Source organism: Streptomyces yaizuensis, assembly GCF_034961445.1.
Lineage (GTDB): Bacteria > Actinomycetota > Actinomycetes > Streptomycetales > Streptomycetaceae > Streptomyces > Streptomyces yaizuensis.
In genome coordinates this window covers 186,427-203,917 of sequence record NZ_BSBI01000016.1, presented here as the reverse complement: position 1 = coordinate 203,917, position 17,491 = coordinate 186,427, and the positions used below count along the sequence as shown (strand labels likewise).

At 74.3% G+C, this 17,491-nt stretch carries 13 protein-coding genes and 1 pseudogene; 3 read left to right on the top strand and 11 right to left on the bottom strand.

Features of this window, described 5'->3' with window-relative positions:
• Positions 1-11 precede the first annotated feature (11 nt).
• The 8 genes and pseudogenes from SYYSPA8_RS31720 to SYYSPA8_RS31685 form a co-directional block, all read right to left on the bottom strand.
• Positions 12-2,624 (bottom strand): polynucleotide kinase-phosphatase, encoded by a 2,613-nt coding sequence (locus SYYSPA8_RS31720; RefSeq protein WP_323450863.1) that lies wholly within the window; start codon positions 2,622-2,624, stop codon positions 12-14.
• The gene (locus SYYSPA8_RS31715) at positions 2,621-4,141 is read right to left on the bottom strand and encodes a 3' terminal RNA ribose 2'-O-methyltransferase Hen1 (RefSeq protein WP_323450862.1); all 1,521 of its coding nucleotides are present in this window, start codon (positions 4,139-4,141) and stop codon (positions 2,621-2,623) included. The genes SYYSPA8_RS31720 and SYYSPA8_RS31715 overlap by 4 nt, the downstream gene beginning before the upstream one ends.
• Positions 4,142-4,294: 153 nt before the next feature.
• Complete coding sequence (mmuM, locus tag SYYSPA8_RS31710) at positions 4,295-5,209, bottom strand: homocysteine S-methyltransferase (RefSeq protein ID WP_323450861.1); 915 nt, start codon at positions 5,207-5,209, stop codon at positions 4,295-4,297.
• 4 nt (positions 5,210-5,213) lie between these two features.
• Entirely contained in the window at positions 5,214-6,137 is a 924-nt protein-coding gene (locus SYYSPA8_RS31705) for an LLM class F420-dependent oxidoreductase (RefSeq protein ID WP_323450860.1), read from the bottom strand.
• A gap of 323 nt (positions 6,138-6,460) precedes the next feature.
• Positions 6,461-6,949 (bottom strand): annotated as a pseudogene (locus SYYSPA8_RS31700) (DUF6099 family protein); the annotation flags it as partial.
• A gap of 196 nt (positions 6,950-7,145) precedes the next feature.
• Positions 7,146-7,472, bottom strand: coding sequence for a nucleotide pyrophosphohydrolase (locus tag SYYSPA8_RS31695; RefSeq protein ID WP_323450859.1), 327 nt, complete (start codon positions 7,470-7,472; stop codon positions 7,146-7,148).
• Between the two features lie 117 nt (positions 7,473-7,589).
• Complete coding sequence (locus SYYSPA8_RS31690; protein ID WP_323450858.1) at positions 7,590-8,006, bottom strand: cell division protein SepF; 417 nt, start codon at positions 8,004-8,006, stop codon at positions 7,590-7,592.
• A gap of 82 nt (positions 8,007-8,088) precedes the next feature.
• Complete coding sequence (locus SYYSPA8_RS31685; RefSeq protein ID WP_323450857.1) at positions 8,089-11,442, bottom strand: AfsR/SARP family transcriptional regulator; 3,354 nt, start codon at positions 11,440-11,442, stop codon at positions 8,089-8,091.
• A gap of 161 nt (positions 11,443-11,603) precedes the next feature.
• On the opposite strand from SYYSPA8_RS31685, the gene SYYSPA8_RS31680 reads away from it, so the two are divergent.
• The 3 genes from SYYSPA8_RS31680 (at position 11,604) to SYYSPA8_RS31670 (ending at position 14,155) form a co-directional block, all read left to right on the top strand.
• Positions 11,604-12,467: a ParB/RepB/Spo0J family partition protein gene (locus tag SYYSPA8_RS31680; RefSeq protein WP_323450856.1), complete on the top strand. Its 864-nt coding sequence runs from the start codon at positions 11,604-11,606 to the stop codon at positions 12,465-12,467.
• Positions 12,468-12,755: 288 nt separating this feature from the next.
• Positions 12,756-13,343, top strand: coding sequence for a MarR family winged helix-turn-helix transcriptional regulator (locus SYYSPA8_RS31675; protein ID WP_323450855.1), 588 nt, complete (start codon positions 12,756-12,758; stop codon positions 13,341-13,343).
• A gap of 95 nt (positions 13,344-13,438) precedes the next feature.
• On the top strand, positions 13,439-14,155 hold the full coding sequence (locus tag SYYSPA8_RS31670) for a gamma-glutamyl-gamma-aminobutyrate hydrolase family protein (protein ID WP_323450854.1): 717 nt from the start codon (positions 13,439-13,441) through the stop codon (positions 14,153-14,155).
• 32 nt (positions 14,156-14,187) lie between these two features.
• On the opposite strand, the gene SYYSPA8_RS31665 is transcribed toward SYYSPA8_RS31670, so the two are convergent.
• The 3 genes from SYYSPA8_RS31665 to SYYSPA8_RS31655 are packed head-to-tail and all read right to left on the bottom strand — an operon-like array spanning position 14,188 to position 17,433.
• Positions 14,188-15,033: a fumarylacetoacetate hydrolase family protein gene (locus SYYSPA8_RS31665; protein ID WP_323450853.1), complete on the bottom strand. Its 846-nt coding sequence runs from the start codon at positions 15,031-15,033 to the stop codon at positions 14,188-14,190.
• 17 nt (positions 15,034-15,050) lie between these two features.
• Entirely contained in the window at positions 15,051-15,959 is a 909-nt protein-coding gene (locus tag SYYSPA8_RS31660) for a 3,4-dihydroxyphenylacetate 2,3-dioxygenase (protein WP_323450852.1), read from the bottom strand.
• Positions 15,952-17,433: an aldehyde dehydrogenase gene (locus tag SYYSPA8_RS31655; protein ID WP_323450851.1), complete on the bottom strand. Its 1,482-nt coding sequence runs from the start codon at positions 17,431-17,433 to the stop codon at positions 15,952-15,954. The genes SYYSPA8_RS31660 and SYYSPA8_RS31655 overlap by 8 nt, the downstream gene beginning before the upstream one ends.
• Positions 17,434-17,491: the final 58 nt, after the last annotated feature.

Sequence of the window (17,491 nt, the reverse complement as noted above, 5' to 3'; positions counted from 1 at the left end):
CGCGCCCGTCGTCAGAGCCTCGGGTCGACCGGCTCCGACTCCAGCGCCAGCACCGCGAAGACAGCTTCGTGGACCCGCCACAGCGGCTCCCCGCCGGCCAGCCGCTCCAGCGCCTCCAGGCCGAGCGCGTACTCGCGCAGCGCCAGGGAGCGCTTGTGGCCGAGGAAGCGGTCGCGCAGCCGCTCCAGGTTCTCCGGGCGGGTGTACTCCGGGCCGTAGATGATCCGCAGGTACTCCCGGCCCCGGACCTTGATCCCCGGCTGGACGAGCCGGCCCCTGCCGTCGCGGGTCAGTGGCTGGAGCGGCTTGACCACCATGCCCTCGCCGCCCTGCGCGGTCAGCTCCAGCCACCAGTCGGTGCCGGCCCGCACGGATGCCTCGTCGCCGGTGTCCACGACGCACCGCCCGGTGGTCCGCAGCAGGCCCGTGGGGTCGTGCGCCACCAGCCGGTCCAGCCAGGCCAGCTGGACGTCGTGCGCCGTGCCCGCGAGCGACCGGCCCGGTGCGGCCAGCAGCTGGAACGGGGCGAGCCGCACCCCGTCGAGCCCGTCCGTGCTCCAGCAGTAGCGGCGGTACGCCTCGGTGAAGGCGGCCGCGTCGGCGGCGCGCTCCCGCTGCGCGGCCAGCAGCCCGCCCGCGTCGACGCCCCGGGCCACCGCCGCCTCCAGGGCCGCGACGGCCCCGGGGAAGGCGGCACCGGAAGCCGCGCCGACCGCCGCGTACTGGGACCGCAGCAGCCCGCCCGCCTTGACCGACCACGGCAGCAGCTCGGCATCGAGCAGCACCCAGTCGGCGTCCTGGCCGGGGGCGGCCAGCTCCTCCCAGAGCCCGGCGCCGGCCAGGGCCCCGCGGAGCCGGCCGAGGATCTCCTCGGTGACGGCCGGGTCGTCGAAGAAGGGCCGTCCGGTACGGGTGTAGAGCGCACCCGACGGGCCGTCCACACCGAACCGCTCCCGGGCGGCGTCCGCGTCCCGGCAGACCAGGGCCACCGCGCGGGAGCCCATGTGCTTCTCCTGGCACACCACCGTGGCGACGCCGTCGGCGCGGTACTGCGCGAACGCCTCCGCCGGGTGCTCCAGATAGCCGTCCTGCCGCGAGGTCGCGGTGGGGGCCATCGTCGGCGGCAGGTACGGCAGCAGCCGGGGATCGACGGCGAACCGGCTCATGACCTCCAGCGCCGCCGCCGCGTTCTCCTCGCGGACGGAGACCATGGCCATCTCCCGCGTCTCGACGATCCGCCGCCCATGGACGTCCGCGAGATCCAGCGGCCGGCCCTCGCGGGCCCCCGGGGCATCGGTGACCAGCGGTCTGGCCGGCTCGTACCAGACCTTCTCGGCCGGTACGTCGACCAGTTCGCGCTCGGGCCAGCGCAGGGCGGTCATCCGGCCGCCGAAGACGACACCGGTGTCCAGGCAGATCGTGTTGTTCACCCACGAGGTGCGGGGCACGGGGGTGTGGCCGTAGACGACGGCCGCCCGGCCCCGGTACTCCTCGGCCCACGGGTAGCGCACCGGCAGGCCGAACTCGTCGGTCTCGCCGGTGGTGTCCCCGTACATCGCGTGCGAGCGGACCCGGCCGGAGGTGCGCCCGTGGTACTTCTCGGGCAGGCCCGCGTGGGCGACCACCAGATCGCCGCCGTCCAGGACGTAGTGGCTGACGAGGCCGTCGATGAAGGTGCCGACCCGCCGGGTGAAGGCGTCGTCCTCCAGCGCGAGCTGGGCGACCGTCTCCGCGAGGCCGTGGGTGAGGGTGACCTTGCGGCCCTTGAGGTGGCGGCCGAGCTTGTTCTCGTGGTTGCCGGAGACACAGAGCGCGTGGCCCGCCTCCACCATCGACATCACCCGGCGGAGCACCCCGGGGCTGTCCGGGCCCCGGTCCACCAGGTCGCCGACGAACACGGCGGTGCGGCCCTCGGGGTGGACCCCGTCCCGGTAGCCCAGTGCGGCGAGCAGGGTCTCCAGTTCGGAGCTGCACCCGTGGACGTCGCCGACGATGTCGAACGGGCCGGTCAGGTGGCGCAGGTCGTTGTACCGGCGCTCGCGCACCACCTCGGCGGCGTCGACCTCGGCCTCGGTGCGCAGGACGTGCACCTTGCGGAAGCCCTCGCGCTCCAGGCCGCGCAGCGAGCGGCGCAGTTCGCGGCGGTGGCGCTGGACGACCCGGGCGGGCAGGCCGGCGCGCTCGGGGCGGTCCGCGTTGCGCCGGACGCAGACCTCCTCCGGGAGGTCCAGGACGATGGCGATCGGGAGGACGTCGTGCTCGCGGGCCAGCCGCACCAGCTGCTTGCGGCTCTCCGGCTGGACGCTGGTGGCGTCCACGACGGTGAGCCGGCCGGCCGCGAGCCGCTTGCCCGCGATGTAGTGGAGGACATCGAAGGCGTCGCCGCTGGCGGACTGGTCGTTCTCGTCGTCGGCGACGAGGCCGCGGCAGAAGTCCGAGGAGACGATCTCGGTCGGCTTGAAATGGCGGCGGGCGAAGGTGGACTTGCCGGATCCGGTCGCGCCGACGAGGACGACGAGGGAGAGGTCGGTGACGGGGAGCAGCCTGCGGGCCGGGGCGTCGGTGCCGGTCACGTCATCGCTCCCGTTCTCGTTCTCGTTCTTGTTGAGGTCGGTGGTGCTCATGCGCTGCGCGTCTCCTTCGTACCGGTACCGGCCACTCCGTCCGTGCCCGCCGCCGTCGGCGTACCGGCGGTGTCCTCGCCCTCGCGGGTGAAGACGGCCATCTGCGTCGGCGGCCCCACCTGAGGGTCGTCCGGCCCCACCGGCAGGAACTCCACCCGGTACGCGGACCGTCCGGCCACCCCCTCCGCCCAGGAGCGGAACTCCGCGCGCGTCCACTCGAAGCGGTGGTCGCTGTGGCGGACATGGCCGGCGGGCAGGGTCTCCCAGCGGACGTTGTACTCCACGTTCGGCGTGGTCACGACCACGGCCCCGGGCCGGGCGGCGCGGAAGACCGCGTACTCCAGGGCGGGCAGCCTGGGCGGGTCCACATGCTCGATCACCTCGCTGAGCACCGCCGCGTCATAGCCCGCGAGCCGCTTGTCGGTGTACGTCAGGGAGCCCTGGAGCAGCCGGACGCGCGCCGCCCGGTGGTCCCCCATGCGGTCCAGCTTCAGCCGGCGCTCCGCGATCGTCAGCGCCCGCGCGGAGACGTCGACGCCGACGATCTCGGTGAAACGGACGTCCCGGAGCAGCGCCTGCACCAGCTGGCCCTGGCCGCAGCCCAGGTCGAGGACCCGGGCGGCCCCGGCCGCGCGCAGGGCCGCGAGGATCGCCGCGCGCCGCTGCTCCGCCAGCGGGACCGGCCGCTCCGCGGTGTCGGTCGTCTCGTCCACGGCGTTGTCGACGTCCTCGACCGCCAGGTCCTCGGACTCGGCCAGCCGGACCAGCTCCAGGCGCTCCGCCGCCTGCCGGGTCAGTCCCCGGCGGCGGGAGAGATAGCGGCTGGTGATCAGCTCGCGCTCGGGGTGGTCCGCGAGCCAGCCCTCGCCGGCGCGCAGCAGCTTGTCGACCTCGTCGGGGGCGACCCAGTAGTGCTTGGCGTCGTCCAGGACCGGGAGCAGGACGTAGAGCTGGCGCAGGGCGTCCGCGAGCCGCAGCTCGCCCTCCAGGACCAGCCGGACATAGCGGGACGCGCCCCACTCGGGGAAGCGGTCGTCCAGCGCGACCGGGTCCGCGGTCACGGAGGTCCAGCCGAGCGGGCCGAACACCTTGCGGACCAGGTCCGGGCCGCCGCGCGCGGGCACGGCGGGCAGTTCGATCCGCAGCGGCAGCGGGGCGGCGGCGCGCTCCGGGCGGGCCTGGCACACCCCGTGCAGGGCGCTCTTGAAGACGGTGCTCAGGGCGACCGCGAGCAGCGACGAGGCGGCGTAGGGGCGATCGTTGACGTACTGCGCGAGCGCCGCGTCGGGGGCGCCGCCCCGGCCCTTGCCCCGGCCCCGGCGCACGAGGGCGACGGGGTCCACCTCCAGCAGCAGCGCGGCGGTGCAGCGCTCGGGCGTGGCCTCCGGGTAGAAGACGTGCGCCGTGCCGTGGGCGGTGGTGAAACGCTGGGCGTTGTCGGGGTGCTTGTGCAGCAGGAAGCCCAGGTCGGTCGCGGGGGACAAAAGGGTGCCGGTAGTACTGATCGTCAGGAACACACGTCCGATGATGACCGCTTCGCCCCGGACGGGCCACGCATTTCCGGGCCGGGTGACCGATCGCCGGGTGATGGCCGGTCAGAGCTCTCCGGCTGCGAAGCTGAAACGTTTCGCCGCACCCGGATCCTGCTGCGGACGGGCGCGGGCGGGCGGTCAGCCGGGTCCCAGCCGCCGGGCCAGCTCCGCGATCGTCTCCGGGCCCACCCGGCAGCAGCCGCCGATCAGCCGGGCGCCCGCCGCCGCCCAGGCCGGGGCCGACGCCGGGTCGTAGCGGACCGGTCCCCTCCAGCCGCGCGCTCCGGCGTCCCACTCCTCCCCGCTGTTGGGGTAGACGACGACCGGCTTGCCGGTGACGCGGGCGGCGAGCGCCACCGCCGGCCCCACGTCCCCGGGCGCGCAGCAGTTCACGCCCACCGCGACGACCTGGTCGCGGCCGGCGGCGAGCGCGAACGCGTCGGCCAGCGGCTGCCCGGCCCGGGTGCGCCCGCCCGAGACGCTGTACGAGAGCCAGACCGGCACCCCGCACTCCGCCACCGCCGCGAGCAGCGCCTGAGCCTCGTCGGTGTCGGGCACGGTCTCCAGCGCGAGCACATCGGGTCCCGCCGCCGCCAGCGCCTCGATCCGGGGCCGGTGGAAGCGCTCCAGCCGGCGCGGGGAGAGCCCGTACCGCCCCCGGTACTCGCTGCCGTCGGCGAGCACGGCGCCGTAGGGGCCCACGGACGCCGCCACCCACACCTCGGCGGGCGCGGCGTCGGCGGCCGTCCGGGCCAGCTCCACGCTGCGGGCCAGCAGCGCGGAGGCCTCCGCGCGGCCGGCTCCGGCCCGGCCGAACCCCTCGTGACTCGCCTGGTACGAGGACGAGATCAGCACCCGGGCGCCCGCGCGGGCGTAGGCGGCGTGGGCGGCGGCGATCTCCCCGGGGCCGTCCCGCAGCAGCCGGGCGGTCCAGAGCGGGTCGGTGAGGTCCGCGCCCTGCGCCGCCAGCTGGTTGGAGAGCCCGCCGTCGAGGACGAGGGGCCCGGCGGCCGGGTCGCCGAGCCGCGCGGCGAGGGAGCGGCGGGGGCGCACCGGGTCAGCCCAGCTGGGACTGGACCTGGGAGGAGATCAGCTCCAGGTGGTCGAGGTCGTCCAGGTCGAGCATCTGGAGGTAGATCCGGGACGAGCCGGTGGCCGCGTACCGGCCGATCTTGTCGACCACCTCGGCGGGCGAGCCGGCGAGGCCGTTGGCGCGCAGCTCGTCGACCTCGCGGCCGATGGCGGCGGCCCGGCGGGCGACCTCGGCGTCGTCCTTGCCGACGCAGACCACCAGCGCGTTGGAGTAGACGAGGTCGCCGGCGGGCCGGCCGGCGGCCTCGGCGGCGTCCCGGACCCGGCCGAACTGCCGCTCGGTGTCCTCGATGGAGGCGAAGGGGATGTTGAACTCGTCGGCGTAGCGGGCGGCCAGCCGGGGGGTGCGGGTGGCGCCGTGGCCGCCGATCAGGACGGGCACCTTCGGCTGCGCGGGCTTGGGCAGCGCGGGCGAGCCGGACAGCTGGTAGTGGGCGCCGTCGTAGGAGAAGGTCTCGCCGGCGGGGGTGGCCCACAGGCCGGTGACGATCGCCAGCTGCTCCTCCAGCCGGGCGAACTTCGCCTTGGGGAAGGGGATGCCGTACGCGGTGTGCTCGTCCTCGAACCAGCCCGCTCCCAGGCCCAGCTCGACACGGCCGCCGGACATCTGGTCGACCTGGGCGACCTGGATGGCGAGGACCCCGGGGAGCCGGAAGGTGCCGGCGGTCATCAGGGTGCCGAGGCGGATGCGGCTGGTCTCGCGGGCGAGACCGGCGAGGGTGATCCAGGCGTCGGTAGGGCCGGGCAGCCCGTCGGCGGAACCCATCGCGAGGTAGTGGTCGGAGCGGAAGAAGGCGTCGAAGCCGAGGTCCTCGGTGGCCTTGGCGACGGTGAGCAGGGTGTCGTAGCTCGCCCCCTGCTGGGGCTCGGTGAAGATACGCAGATCCATGGGTCCATCCTGCACCGTCGGGCGGGGGGCCGCGCCCCACCCCCGGGGCCCCGCCGGGCCGGCCCGGGCAGCGGCTGTCAGGGCGGGCCGAGCGCGGAGCCGGCCGCGGACTCCCGGGTGTCCGGGACGCCGAGCGCGGTCGCGGTGGCGGTCCGCGCCCCGACCGTCCCACGGGCCCCGACGGCCTCACAGGCCGCCAGGGGGCCGCGGGCTCCGGGCAGTCCGGAGGCAGGGGCCGCGGCGGGGCCCTCGGTACGGAGGTCGGCGGGCCGGGGCGCACTCCGGGTGGGGGCCGGGGCGGCGGGGCGGGCCGGCCGGGACCTGGCGGCCGGCGGTCCCGCCCGCCCCCGGTTCCCGTCGGGCGGTCGCGCCGCCTCCCGCTCGGCGATCCTGCGGAGCATGCCGCGGACCCGGTCGGTGGACTCGTCGGCGGCGTCGATCGCCTCGACGCACTGCCAGTACAGCCCCTCGTCGTCGGTGCCGCAGGCGACGGAGACCAGCGCCATGCCGACCTCGGCCAGGAGGGCGCCGAGGGCGAGCAGGGCCTCACGGGCGTCGGCCACGCCGGAGAGCCGCACGGCCCTGCTGCCGCCGCGCGGCCCCGGATGGTCCAGCGCCCCGGTGCCCCGGGCGCCGGTCTCGGCCAGCCCCCGGGCCTCGGCCCTCAGCTCCAGGGGGCCGTACACGGCGATCCTGCCGCCGATCGCCTGGGCGAGGGCCTGCGCCTGCCAGGCCTCCGCCACGATCTCCGGCACCGTCCTGCTCTGCGCCAGTGCGTGCCTGCTCGCGAGGATGAGTCGCTCCGCGTCCATCGTCGCCCCCGTTCGTACGACTTACTGCCCACTCAATTCATTACCCAGAGTGAGGCCAATTGAGCCCAAACGCCAGAGGAATTCGGAAATTTGTGGGCAGGAAGCCGGAAGTTGATCACCTGTTGACTCCATAGAGTGACAATCTCTTGATCGGTGAGGTGTGAGCGCCCGAAATCACCCTGTTACCACCCCGAACTCACGTCACCGGGAAGCGCCCCTCATTCCGGTCGATCTTGTCGGAGAGGGCGGCGAGCGGGTCCACACCGAGCACCGCGCAGAACTGGAGGAGGTACGCGAGCACATCGGCGACCTCGTCGCGCACCCGGTGCGCGGCGCCCTCGTCGTCCATCACCCGCGCCGACTGCTCGGGCGTCAGCCACTGGAAGATCTCCGCCAGTTCGGCGGCCTCGACACCGAGGGCCGTCACCAGGTTCTTCGGAGTGTGGTACTGGCCCCAGTCGCGCGCGGCGGCGAAGTCGGCGAGTCGGCGCTGGAGCCCGGCCAGATCAGGAGTCTCGGTCACGGCACCAGGTCTATCATCGCGCACCGACAGCCCCGCGGACCAGGGCCGCGGGGCCGCGGGGCCGGCGGGCGCGCACACGCACCACCGCCCGGCCGCACCTGTGCGGGAGACGGGCGGTCAGGTGCGGCGACGGAGCGCGTGGGTGAGCGTGTCCGTGGCCCCGGGCACCCCGTCGACCTCCATGCCCTCGGGGGCGAGCAGGAAGACATTGCGGTCCACCCGGTGCATCCCACTGCCCAGGCCGAAGACGACCCCACTGCTGAAGTCCAGGATCCGCTTGGCCACATCGGCGTCCGCGGCCGTGAGATCGAGCAGGACCGGGATCCGGGCGATGAGGTACTCGGCGACCTCCCGCGCGTCCGAGAAGACCCGCACCCTCAGCACGACCATGCGGCGCTGCTCGGCGGCCTCCGCCCGGGAATCCGCGTGGTGATCGACCCTCGACGGCCACTCGTCGCGCCCCCGCAGCGGAACGACCTGTGCCAGACCCTCCCACTGCTCGTCGGTGACGTCGTACCTCTCGTACCTACTCATACGCCTATCTTCTCGTCCCTCACCCGTTCGGCCCAACAGCGACACGGACGGACCCGCCGGTGACACGGACGGACCCGCCGGCTCAGGGCCGCGCCAGCCACTGTCCGGCCTCCGCCTCCACGTCGGCGGTGGCCTGCCACTTGCGGAACACCTCGTACCGCTCGGCCGCCTCCAGGCCGCCGCCGAGCGGACCCGCGTACGGCGAGTGCACCGGACGGTAGCCGGTCGCCCGGTGGATGGCCTCGGCCTGCCGGCCCGCGCGGCCCGCGCCGGCGAGGTCGCCCCGGGAGGCGTGGGCCAGCGCCATGACGGACTGCGCCTGCCCCTCCAGGAGCCGCAGCTGCGACTCCTGGGCGAGGGCGAGCGCCGCCCCCGCGTGGCACAGCGCCTCCAGCGGGCGGCCGAACCGGGCCGCGCAGACGCCGAGTCCGAGCAGGGCCATGGCGCGGCCCTTGAGATAGCCGATCTCCTCGGCGATCCGGCGGGCGATGCGGAAGTGCTCGTACGCCCGCTCGTACTGGGCGAGCTGGTAGCGGGCGTGGCCCATCGCCAGCATCGCGTCCAGCTTGAGCCGGGGCCGGTTGGCCTTGCGGCCGAGCCGGCAGGCCAGCAGCCCCGCGCGGAGCGCCGCGGGTCCGTTGCCCCCCTCGGCGGCGATCATCGCGAGCGCGCAGACCGCCTCCGCCTCGCCGGCGAGATTGCCGATGTCCTGGAAGCCCTTGCGGGAGGCGGTCGCCAGATCGTGGGCGATCTCCAGCTCCCCGAGGTCGACGGAGATCAGCGCCAGGGTGGTGCTGATGCGCGCGATGCTGTCGGGGGCGGAGATCTTCCGGGAGAGGGCGAGCGCCCGGCGGCACAGCCGCTCCGCCTCGCGCAGCCGCCCCATCCCGTACAGCACCTCGCTCAGCCCCTGGAGCGGCTGGTGCGGGGTGCGCTGGAGCCGGCGGTCGATGGTGATGGACTGGTCGTAGTACTCGGCGGCCTGGCTGAGCAGCCCCAGATCGGCGGAGACCCCGGCCAGGTTGCACAGCGCGACGGACTCGCACACCCCCCAGTCGGCCCGGCGGGCCAGCTCGATGGCGTGCTCGAAGTGACCGCGGCTCAGCTCCAGGTCGCCCATGGTGAACGTGGCGAGTCCCAGGCTCTGATGGGCGGCGGCCTGCCCGCGGAAGTCGCCCGCCTCACGGGCCGCCCGCAGCGCGGCGCCGGCCACCGCCACCCAGGTGTCGGCGTGGCGGCGGAGCCAGAAGTAGCCCCGGAGGGTGTCGGCGAGGATCCACACCACCGGCAGGGGCGGCTCGTTGACCGCCTCCTTCTCGATGAGTTTGACCAGATCGAGGTGTTCCGCGTCGAACCACTCGGCGGCCTGCTGCGGGCCCTCGAAGGTCTCGGGCCGGGCCGCCGCCTCCAGCGGCTCCACGTCCAGGCGCAGTATCTGCGGATAGAGGCTGCGGGCGGCGGCGTCCGCGGACGCCGCGTACCAGCGCAGCAGCCGGTGGCGGGCCTCGCGCCGCTCGGCCTCGGTCTTCTCGGCGTCGACCAGCAGCCGCGCGTACCACCAGATCAGGTCGTGCAGCCGCAGCCGCTCCTGTCCCGTCCGCTCCACCAGGTGCTCGGCGAAGAGCCGGTCGAGGAGGTGGTGGGCGGAGCCGACGCTGCGGCCCCACAGCGCGGCGACGGCGGCGGTCGTGGTGGCGGGCCCCGGGAGCAGCCCGAGGAGCCGGAAGCCGTCGGCGGCCTCCGCGTCCAGCCGGCGGTAGGACAGCTCGAAGGCGCGCCGGACGGCCGAGTCGGGGTCGCCCGCGACCGCCAGGCTCTCCAGCGGATTGCCGGAGCGCAGGTCGCGGACGTGGTCGGCGATCCGGAAGTCCGGGCGCAGCGCGAGGTTGGCGGCCGCGATCCGCAGGGCGAGCGGGGAGCGGCCGCAGATGGTGACGAGGTCCGCCAGCGCCTCGGGCTCCGCCGCCGACCGCAGCGGGCCGACGACCGAGCGGACGAGTTCCTCGGCCTCGTCGGAGGCGAGGGGCCGCAGCGGCAGCATCGCCGCGCCATGGCTGACGATCAGGGCGCCCAGCCGGTTGCGGCTGGTGACCAGCGCGAGGCAGCCGGACTCGTACGGCAGTAATTGCCGCACCTGGTCGGCGGACTCGGCGTTGTCGAGGACGATGAGGACCCGGCGGGAGGCCAGGGTGCGCTGGTACAGCTCGGCCATCGCCGGCGGGTCGCACGGAAGGTCCTGGTAGGGGATGCCGAGGGCGCGCAGCAGCCCGGAGAACGCCTCGCGGGCGCCCATGGGGCGTTCGTCGCTGTGGCCGCGCAGGTCGAGGAAGAGCTGTCCGTCGGGGAAGGCCTCGTGGGAGGTGCGGCACCACTGGAGCGCGAGCGCGGTCTTGCCGCTGCCGGCCGGGCCCACGATCATCACGACGCCGGAGCCGCCGCGGGCGCCGGCGGCGAGCATGCTCAGCTCCTCCAACTCCTGGGAGCGGCCGATGAAGGCGCCGGTCCGGGAGAGGCGTTGCACGGTCTCGGCCTCGACGCCCTCGAAGGGGTCGGGCGGCGGTGCGACGGGCGGCGCGGGCGGGGCGGCGAGGGTGGCCGGAGCGGCCTGGTGGGGTTCCGTGCGGGTCTCGGCAGGGACGCGGCCCCGGCCGGGCAGCAGCTCCAGATCCAGCAGTTCCGGTGCGGCGCGCAGCACCAGTTCATGGACGCGGCGCAGGTCGGCGCGGGGGTCCAGGCCGAGGTCCTCGGCGAGCCTGACGCGGATCGCGTGGTAGACCTCCAGGGCCTCGCCCCGGTGGTCGGCCCGGTAGAGCGCGATCATGCGGAGTGCGGCGAGGCGTTCGTGGTGGGGGTGTTCGGCGGTGGCGCGGGCCAGTTCCTCCAGGAGGAGTCCGCGCTGCCCGAGGGCGAGCCGGGCCTCGGCGCGGTGGGTGACGGCGGACAGGTGCAGCTCTTCGAGGCCGATGCCGAGCCGGCGAACCAGGGCGTCGGACGCGGTGCCCGCGAGGACCGGACCGCCCCAGTCGGCCAGGGCCTCCTCGATGACCAGCAGCCGCTCGGCGGGGTCGTCGGTGCGCTCCGCCCGCTGCACGCGGGCGCGGAAGCGGTGCAGGTCCACGGCGAGCGGGTCGCCCTCGACGAGATAGCCGTCACCGGCTCTGGCGAGGGTGAAGCCGTGGGCGGCGGCCCCGCTCTCCTGGAAGCGGCCGCGCAGCCGGGAGACATGGACCTGAAGGCTGCCGCGGGCGCTGGACGGCGGCTCGACGTCGTCCCACAGGAAGTCGATCAGCCGGTGTGCGGGCATGACCCGGTTGATGTCGAGCAACAGCAGCCCGAGCAGCAGTCTTTCCCGTCTGCGGCCGATTTCCAGCGGATCTCCGTGGAGGTACCACTCCAGTCCCCCCAGGACGCGAAACCTCATTCCCCCATCGGTCATGTCTGCATCCTCTGCAATCGCATGCGCTGTGGCAAGCGAGTGGCAAGGGCATGGCCAGGCTGTGGCCGGTGTTTCCTGGAAGTCTGCCATTCTGCCCGGCTGGAACGCGGGGAAACCGGGCGGCAGGCAAGAGGAAGGGTTCCATCAGCATGTCCTCAGAGATGTCCACGACGCTTGGACAGACCCGCTCCGACGCCTCTTACAAGCAGCCGTCGGAGTTGCCACTGAGTTGGATCGGTCAGAACCCTGACAATCCACGCGAAGCACTGCGAGATCTGGAGCCGCTGACCACCAGCATCCGGGAAATCGGTCTCGTCAACGCCATCACCGTCGCCTCGGTCGAGGCGTACATCCAGGAGCGGCCGGCCCGGTCCTCCGAGATCGCCGCCGACGCCCGGTACATCGTGGTGGACGGCCACCGCCGGCTGGAGGCCGCCCGCCGTGCCGGACTGACCCATGTACGGGTCAGCGTCGACGACGCGCTGGTCTCCACCGACCGCTCGCTGCTCGAAGCCGCCTTTGTCGCCAATGTGCACCGCGACGACATGAACCCGCTGGAGCAGGCGTACGCCCTGAAGAAGCTGGTCGAGTTCTACGGCTCCCAGAACAAGGCCGCCAAGCGGCTGGGGATCGCCCAGTCGACGATCTCGTCCAAGCTCTCCGTGCTCGAACTCGGCCCCGAACTCCAGGCCGATCTGCTGGCGGGCCGCCGCAAGGTGGTCCATGTGCGCAATCTGTCCCGGCTCAGCCCGCAGCAGCAGAAGCAGCGGGCCGACGCGCGGGCCGCGGCGACCGAGTCGCGCGCGGCCGAGCGGCACCACGCGGCCGGGGCGCCCAACCCGCTGTCGGCGATCCCGCGGCAGCGGACCATGCTCACCATGCCCTGGGCGGACGGCGTCGCCTGTGCGGAGATCGCCATCTCCCGGATGCGCCCCGCCGAGCGGGCCCGGATGCTGCGCAGGCTGTGGCAGGAGGCGGAGAAGGAGGCCAGGGCCGCACGGCTGGTGGCCCCCCGCCGCGCCTGACACCTCAAGCCGTCCGGAGCGGGCGAACGGGGGACAGCCGCTCCGGGCACGCACCGGGTACGACCCCGGCCGGTCATGCGACCGGCCGGGGTCCTTTCGTGTCCGGGATCCCTTCGGGTCCAGGGTTCTTTCGTGTCCGGGATCCCTTCGGGTGGGCGGTCCTTTCGGGTACGCGGTCCTTTCGGGTACGGCCCCCTCCCCGCCGCCGGACCCGGTCCGCCCACGGACCTAGACTTTGCTCCCGAACGACTCCGGCCGTACCGCCGGAGTCAGATCCGAGGAGGGTTCGTGCCTGGTCAGCGACCCATCGCCGAGACCGAGCGGATGATCCGGGCCAAGCTCGGCGACACGCCCATCCGGCACGAGCAGATGGCCATGGTGGGCAACATCCACCGGGCCGCCGCCGCGGTCCGCCAGCACGTGGAGAACTCCGTGCTGCGCGGCTCCGATCTGACCTGGACCGGGTTCGTGGTGCTGTGGGTCGTCTGGATCTGGGGCGAGATGGAGACCCGGCTGGTCGCGGCGGAGGCGGGCATCTCCAAGGGCACCCTGACCGGTGTGGCCCGCACCCTGGAGTCGCGCGGCCTGGTCCGGCGTACCGAGCACCCCTCCGACGGGCGGCGGGTGCTGCTCGCGCTCACCGGCGACGGCGAGGAACTGATGCGGAGTCTGTTCCCCGAGTTCAACGCCGAGGAGGTGTTCGTCACCGGGCCGCTCACCGACGAGGAGTGCCGGCGGACGGCCGACGCGCTGCGCCAGGTCGTGGTGCAGATCGAGAACCACGGCGAGGAGCGCCGGGCGGAGCTGCTGGACGGGGCGCCGCCGGTGCCGCGCCGCAGCGGCCGGCGCCCCCGGCGGGCCGGCTCCGGGGACTGACCCCGCACCCCGGCGGAGGACCCTTGTCCGGCGGACCGGCCAGGCCCTACGATCCGCCTGTCGTTTGACCTCAAACAAACTCAAGGGAGAGCCGCGTGCTCCGGCCCCTGATCGCGATACCCGCCCGCTTCTCCGCGACCGCGTCGGCGCTGCGGTACGCCGCCGAGGTCAGCGCACGCGCCCTGGTCGAGGCGGTGTGGCGGGCGGGCGGCGAGCCGGTGGCCATCCACCCGTACGCCCCGGGGGGCTTGGCCCGCCCCACCGACGTGGCCGCCCGGCTGGCCCGCTTCGACGGGGTGCTCCTGCCGGGCGGCGGGGATCTGGCCCCGCACCGGTACGGGGCCGGGGAGCGCCACGCGCGCGTGTACGACGTGGACGACGAACAGGACGGTTTCGACCTGGAGGCGGCCCGGCAGACCCTGCGGGCGGGCCGGCCGCTGCTGGCGGTCTGCCGGGGGCTCCAGGTCGTCAACACCGCGCTGGGCGGCACCCTCCAGCAGGACATGGGCACCGGGCGCGACCACCGCCATCTGGTGCACCCGGTGACCCTGCGGCCCGGTTCGCTCGTCGCCCGGGTCGTCGGCGCGGAGGAGACCCGCGTCTCCTGCTACCACCACCAGCGGGTGGACCGGCCGGGCGAGGGGCTGCGGATCACCGCGCGGGCGGCCGACGGCACCGCCGAGGCCATGGAGTTGGACGGGGGCCGGGGCCGACTGCTGGCGGTGCAGTGGCACCCCGAGGACACGGCGGCCGGGGACCCGGCCCAGCAGCGCCTGTTCGACGCGCTGGTCCGGGCCGCCGCCGACGGCTGAACGGACCCGACGGTTGAAGGCCCCGGGGGCTGTCAGCGGCGCGGCGGTCTGACGCCCCGGAACTCCCAGTCCCCGCCGAGCGCCGTCGAACGCACCTCCTCCGACGCGGTGGGCTGCGCCCCCACGTCCGTGCGGATCCCCGCCGGGCCGGTGACGATGTGGTTGGTGAGCCGCCCGAGACCCGCGACCTCGACCTCCACCACGTCCCCGGGGCGCACCGGCCGGGAGCCCGCCGGTGTCCCCGACAGCAGGACGTCGCCGGGGAGCAGGGTGATGGTGCGGGCGATGTCGGCGACGAGGTAGTGCATGTCCCACTCCATCTCGTCCGTGGAGCCCTCCTGGACGACCTCGCCGTTGACGAGCGTACGGAGTCGCCTGCCCCGGAAGTCCCAGTCGGTGACGAGCCCGGGACCGAGCGGGCAGAGGGTGTCGGAGCCCTTCACCCGCAGCATGGAGCCGGCGTCGGTGTCCCGGAAGTCGTGGAGCCCGAAGTCGTTGGCGACGGTGTAGCCCGCGATGTACTCCCCCGCCGCCGCCGGGGCGATGTTGCGGCAGGTGCGCCCGATGACGACGGCGATCTCGCCCTCGTAGTTGAGCCATGCGCAGCCCTCGGGCCGTACGACGGCGCCCCCATGGGAGTTGAGCGAGGTGGTGGGCTTGTGGAAGTAGGTGGGGGCGGCGGGCAGGACGGCCCCGAACTCCTCGACGCGGCTGCGGTGGTTGAGATGCACCGCGATGATCTTCGACGGGACCACCGGCGGCAGATGGCGGGCGGCGTCGGCGCGTACCCGGCGGCCGTCCGCCGCGACGAGGTCGGCGCCGTCGCGCTCGGTCTCGACCACGGACCCGTCGAGGAGGACACGGCGGTACTCGGGCATATCGGCTCTCCTGTCCGTCAGGGGGTACGAAGTGGTCCGGGCGCGGCCCAGCCGCCCGGCGGGCGGTCGAACCACAGGTGCGCCTGCCCGGTGCCGACGGAGTTCTCGTACTCCCCGTACTGCCGGGCGGTGGCGGCGCACCGCTCCTCGCCGAGGGCGCCGATCATCATCAGATAGTGGAAGAAGCGGGCCTCGGGCCGCACCCGCCAGAACTCCCGCATGGTGGCGAGCACCCGGTCGTGGCGGCCCTCCTTGAACCAGGCGATCCGCCGCAGGTCGGCCGCGCGCGCCTCGGGCGAGAAGATGTGGGACGGGTCGCTGGACTCGTGCTCGCGCAGCTGGCGCAGCGGCCAGAAGGTGTGCGAGAGGGCCCCGGAGGCGATCAGCAGCACCCGGCGGCCGGGGAGGGCCGCGATCCCGTCGGCGAGCGCCCGGCCGAGCCGCAGATGGTCCTCCGCGTCCCCGGTCTGGCAGACCCCGACGGCGATCCAGCGCTTGCCGGGCAGTCCGGCCCCGAGGTAGCGCCAGAGGTTGAGGGTGGCGTAGTGGATCGGCAGATAGGCGTCGTCGACGGCGGTGATCCAGGTCCCGTGCCGCTGGGCGAAGGAGGCCACGCTGCGGGCGAGTTCGGGGTCGCCCGGGAAGTCGTACGGCACCCGGCACATCCCGCGCGGCAGCTCCTCGGAGGTGAAGAGCCCGGCCCGGCGGTCCTGGGCGGTGACCACGAATTCGACGGTGGTGGCCCAGTGCGAGTCGAGCACGACCACGGTGTCGTAGGCGTCGCTGTCGAAGACCTCCTCGCGCAGCTGCCGCAGCCCGGTGACGAGGGTGATCTCACGGCCCTCGTTCAGCTCCCGGCGGCTCTCCTCCGGGAGGACGATGGTGGGGACGTGGGAGAGCAGTCCCGCGCCGACGATCTCACCCATGGCCTCGCCACCCCTTCGGTGCCGTCACGGTGTTCTTCACATCGCAGGAGAAGTCGAACGACCAGGTGCCGCCCTCGCGGCCGGTGCCGGATGCGCGGGAGCCGCCGAAGGGGGCCCGCAGGTCGCGGACGAAGAAGCAGTTCACCCAGACGGTCCCGGCGACCAGCCGGGCGGTGACCCGGCGGGCGCGCTCGCGGTCGCCGGTGGCGAGGACGGCGGCGAGGCCGTACCGGGTGCCGTTGGCCAGCGCGACGGCCTCGTCCTCGGTCGTGAAGGTCTGGAGGGTCAGCACCGGGCCGAAGACCTCCTCCTGGACGATCTCGCTCTCCTGGGTGACGCCGGTGAGGAGGGTGGGCCGGTAGTGGAGCCCGCCGAGGCCGGTGTCCGGGCCGCCGCCGATGACCGCGCGGGCCCCGGTGTCGAGCGCGCGCCGGACGAAGCCGTCGATCCGTTCCAGCTGCCGGGGGTGGACGACGGGTCCGACGTCGGTGGTCTCCTCCCGGGGGTCGCCCCGCCGCAGCCGGCCGGCCCGTTCGGTGAAGCGGCGGGTGAACTCCGCCGCGACGCTCTCCTCGACCAGCAGCCGGGTGGCGGCGAGACAGACCTGCCCGGCGTTGTCGTACTGCTCGACCGCGAGGTCGGCGGCGAGGTCGAGATCGGCGTCGGCGAAGACCAGCAGGGGCGACTTGCCGCCGAGTTCGAAGCTGACCGGGGTGAGGTGCGGGGCCGCGGCGGCGGCGATGTGCCGCGCGGTGGGCACGGAGCCGGTGAAGCCGATCCGGCGCACCCCGGGGTGGGAGACCAGCGCGTGGCCGGCTTCGGGGCCGTACCCCTGGAGGACGTTGAGGACGCCCGGGGGCAGTCCGGCGGCGGCGGTGATGTCGGCGAGGAGGGAGGCGGTGAGGGGGGACCACTCGGCGGGTTTGAGGACGACGGTGTTCCCGGCGGCGAGCGCGGGGGCGGCCTTCCAGGTGGCGAGCATCAGCGGCGCGTTCCAGGGGGTGATGAGCGCGCAGGGGCCCGCCGGGTCCCAGGAGATGTGGTTGGTGTGGCCTCGGGTGTCGAGGTCGTCGTGGCCGAGCCCGAGCAGGTGATCGGCGAAGAAGCGGAAGTTGTGGGCGGCGCGGGGCATCACTCCGCGCCGGTGGGAGCGGAGCAGGGCGCCGTTGTCGAGGGTCTCGACGGCGGCGAGGTCCTCCAGGCGGTCCTCGATCCCGTCGGCGACGGCGTGCAGCAGGGCGGCGCGCTCGGCCCGGGAGGTGGCGGCCCAGCCGGGGAAGGCGTCCAAGGCGGCGGCGACGGCGTTGTCCGCGTCGGCGGATGTCCCCCGGGAGATCCGGGCCAGCGGGGCTCCGGTGACGGGTGAGACGGTGGTGAAGGTCTCGGCGGAGGCGACCCGCCGGCCGCCGATCCAGTGGCGGGTGTCGACGGGGACGTCCGCGACGATGGCCAGGGGGTTCGTGGAGGTCGTCATGTCGGCTGCTCCGGCTGGTGGGTGGGCCCGGGACGAAGGGGGGACGGGGGCGCTCGCG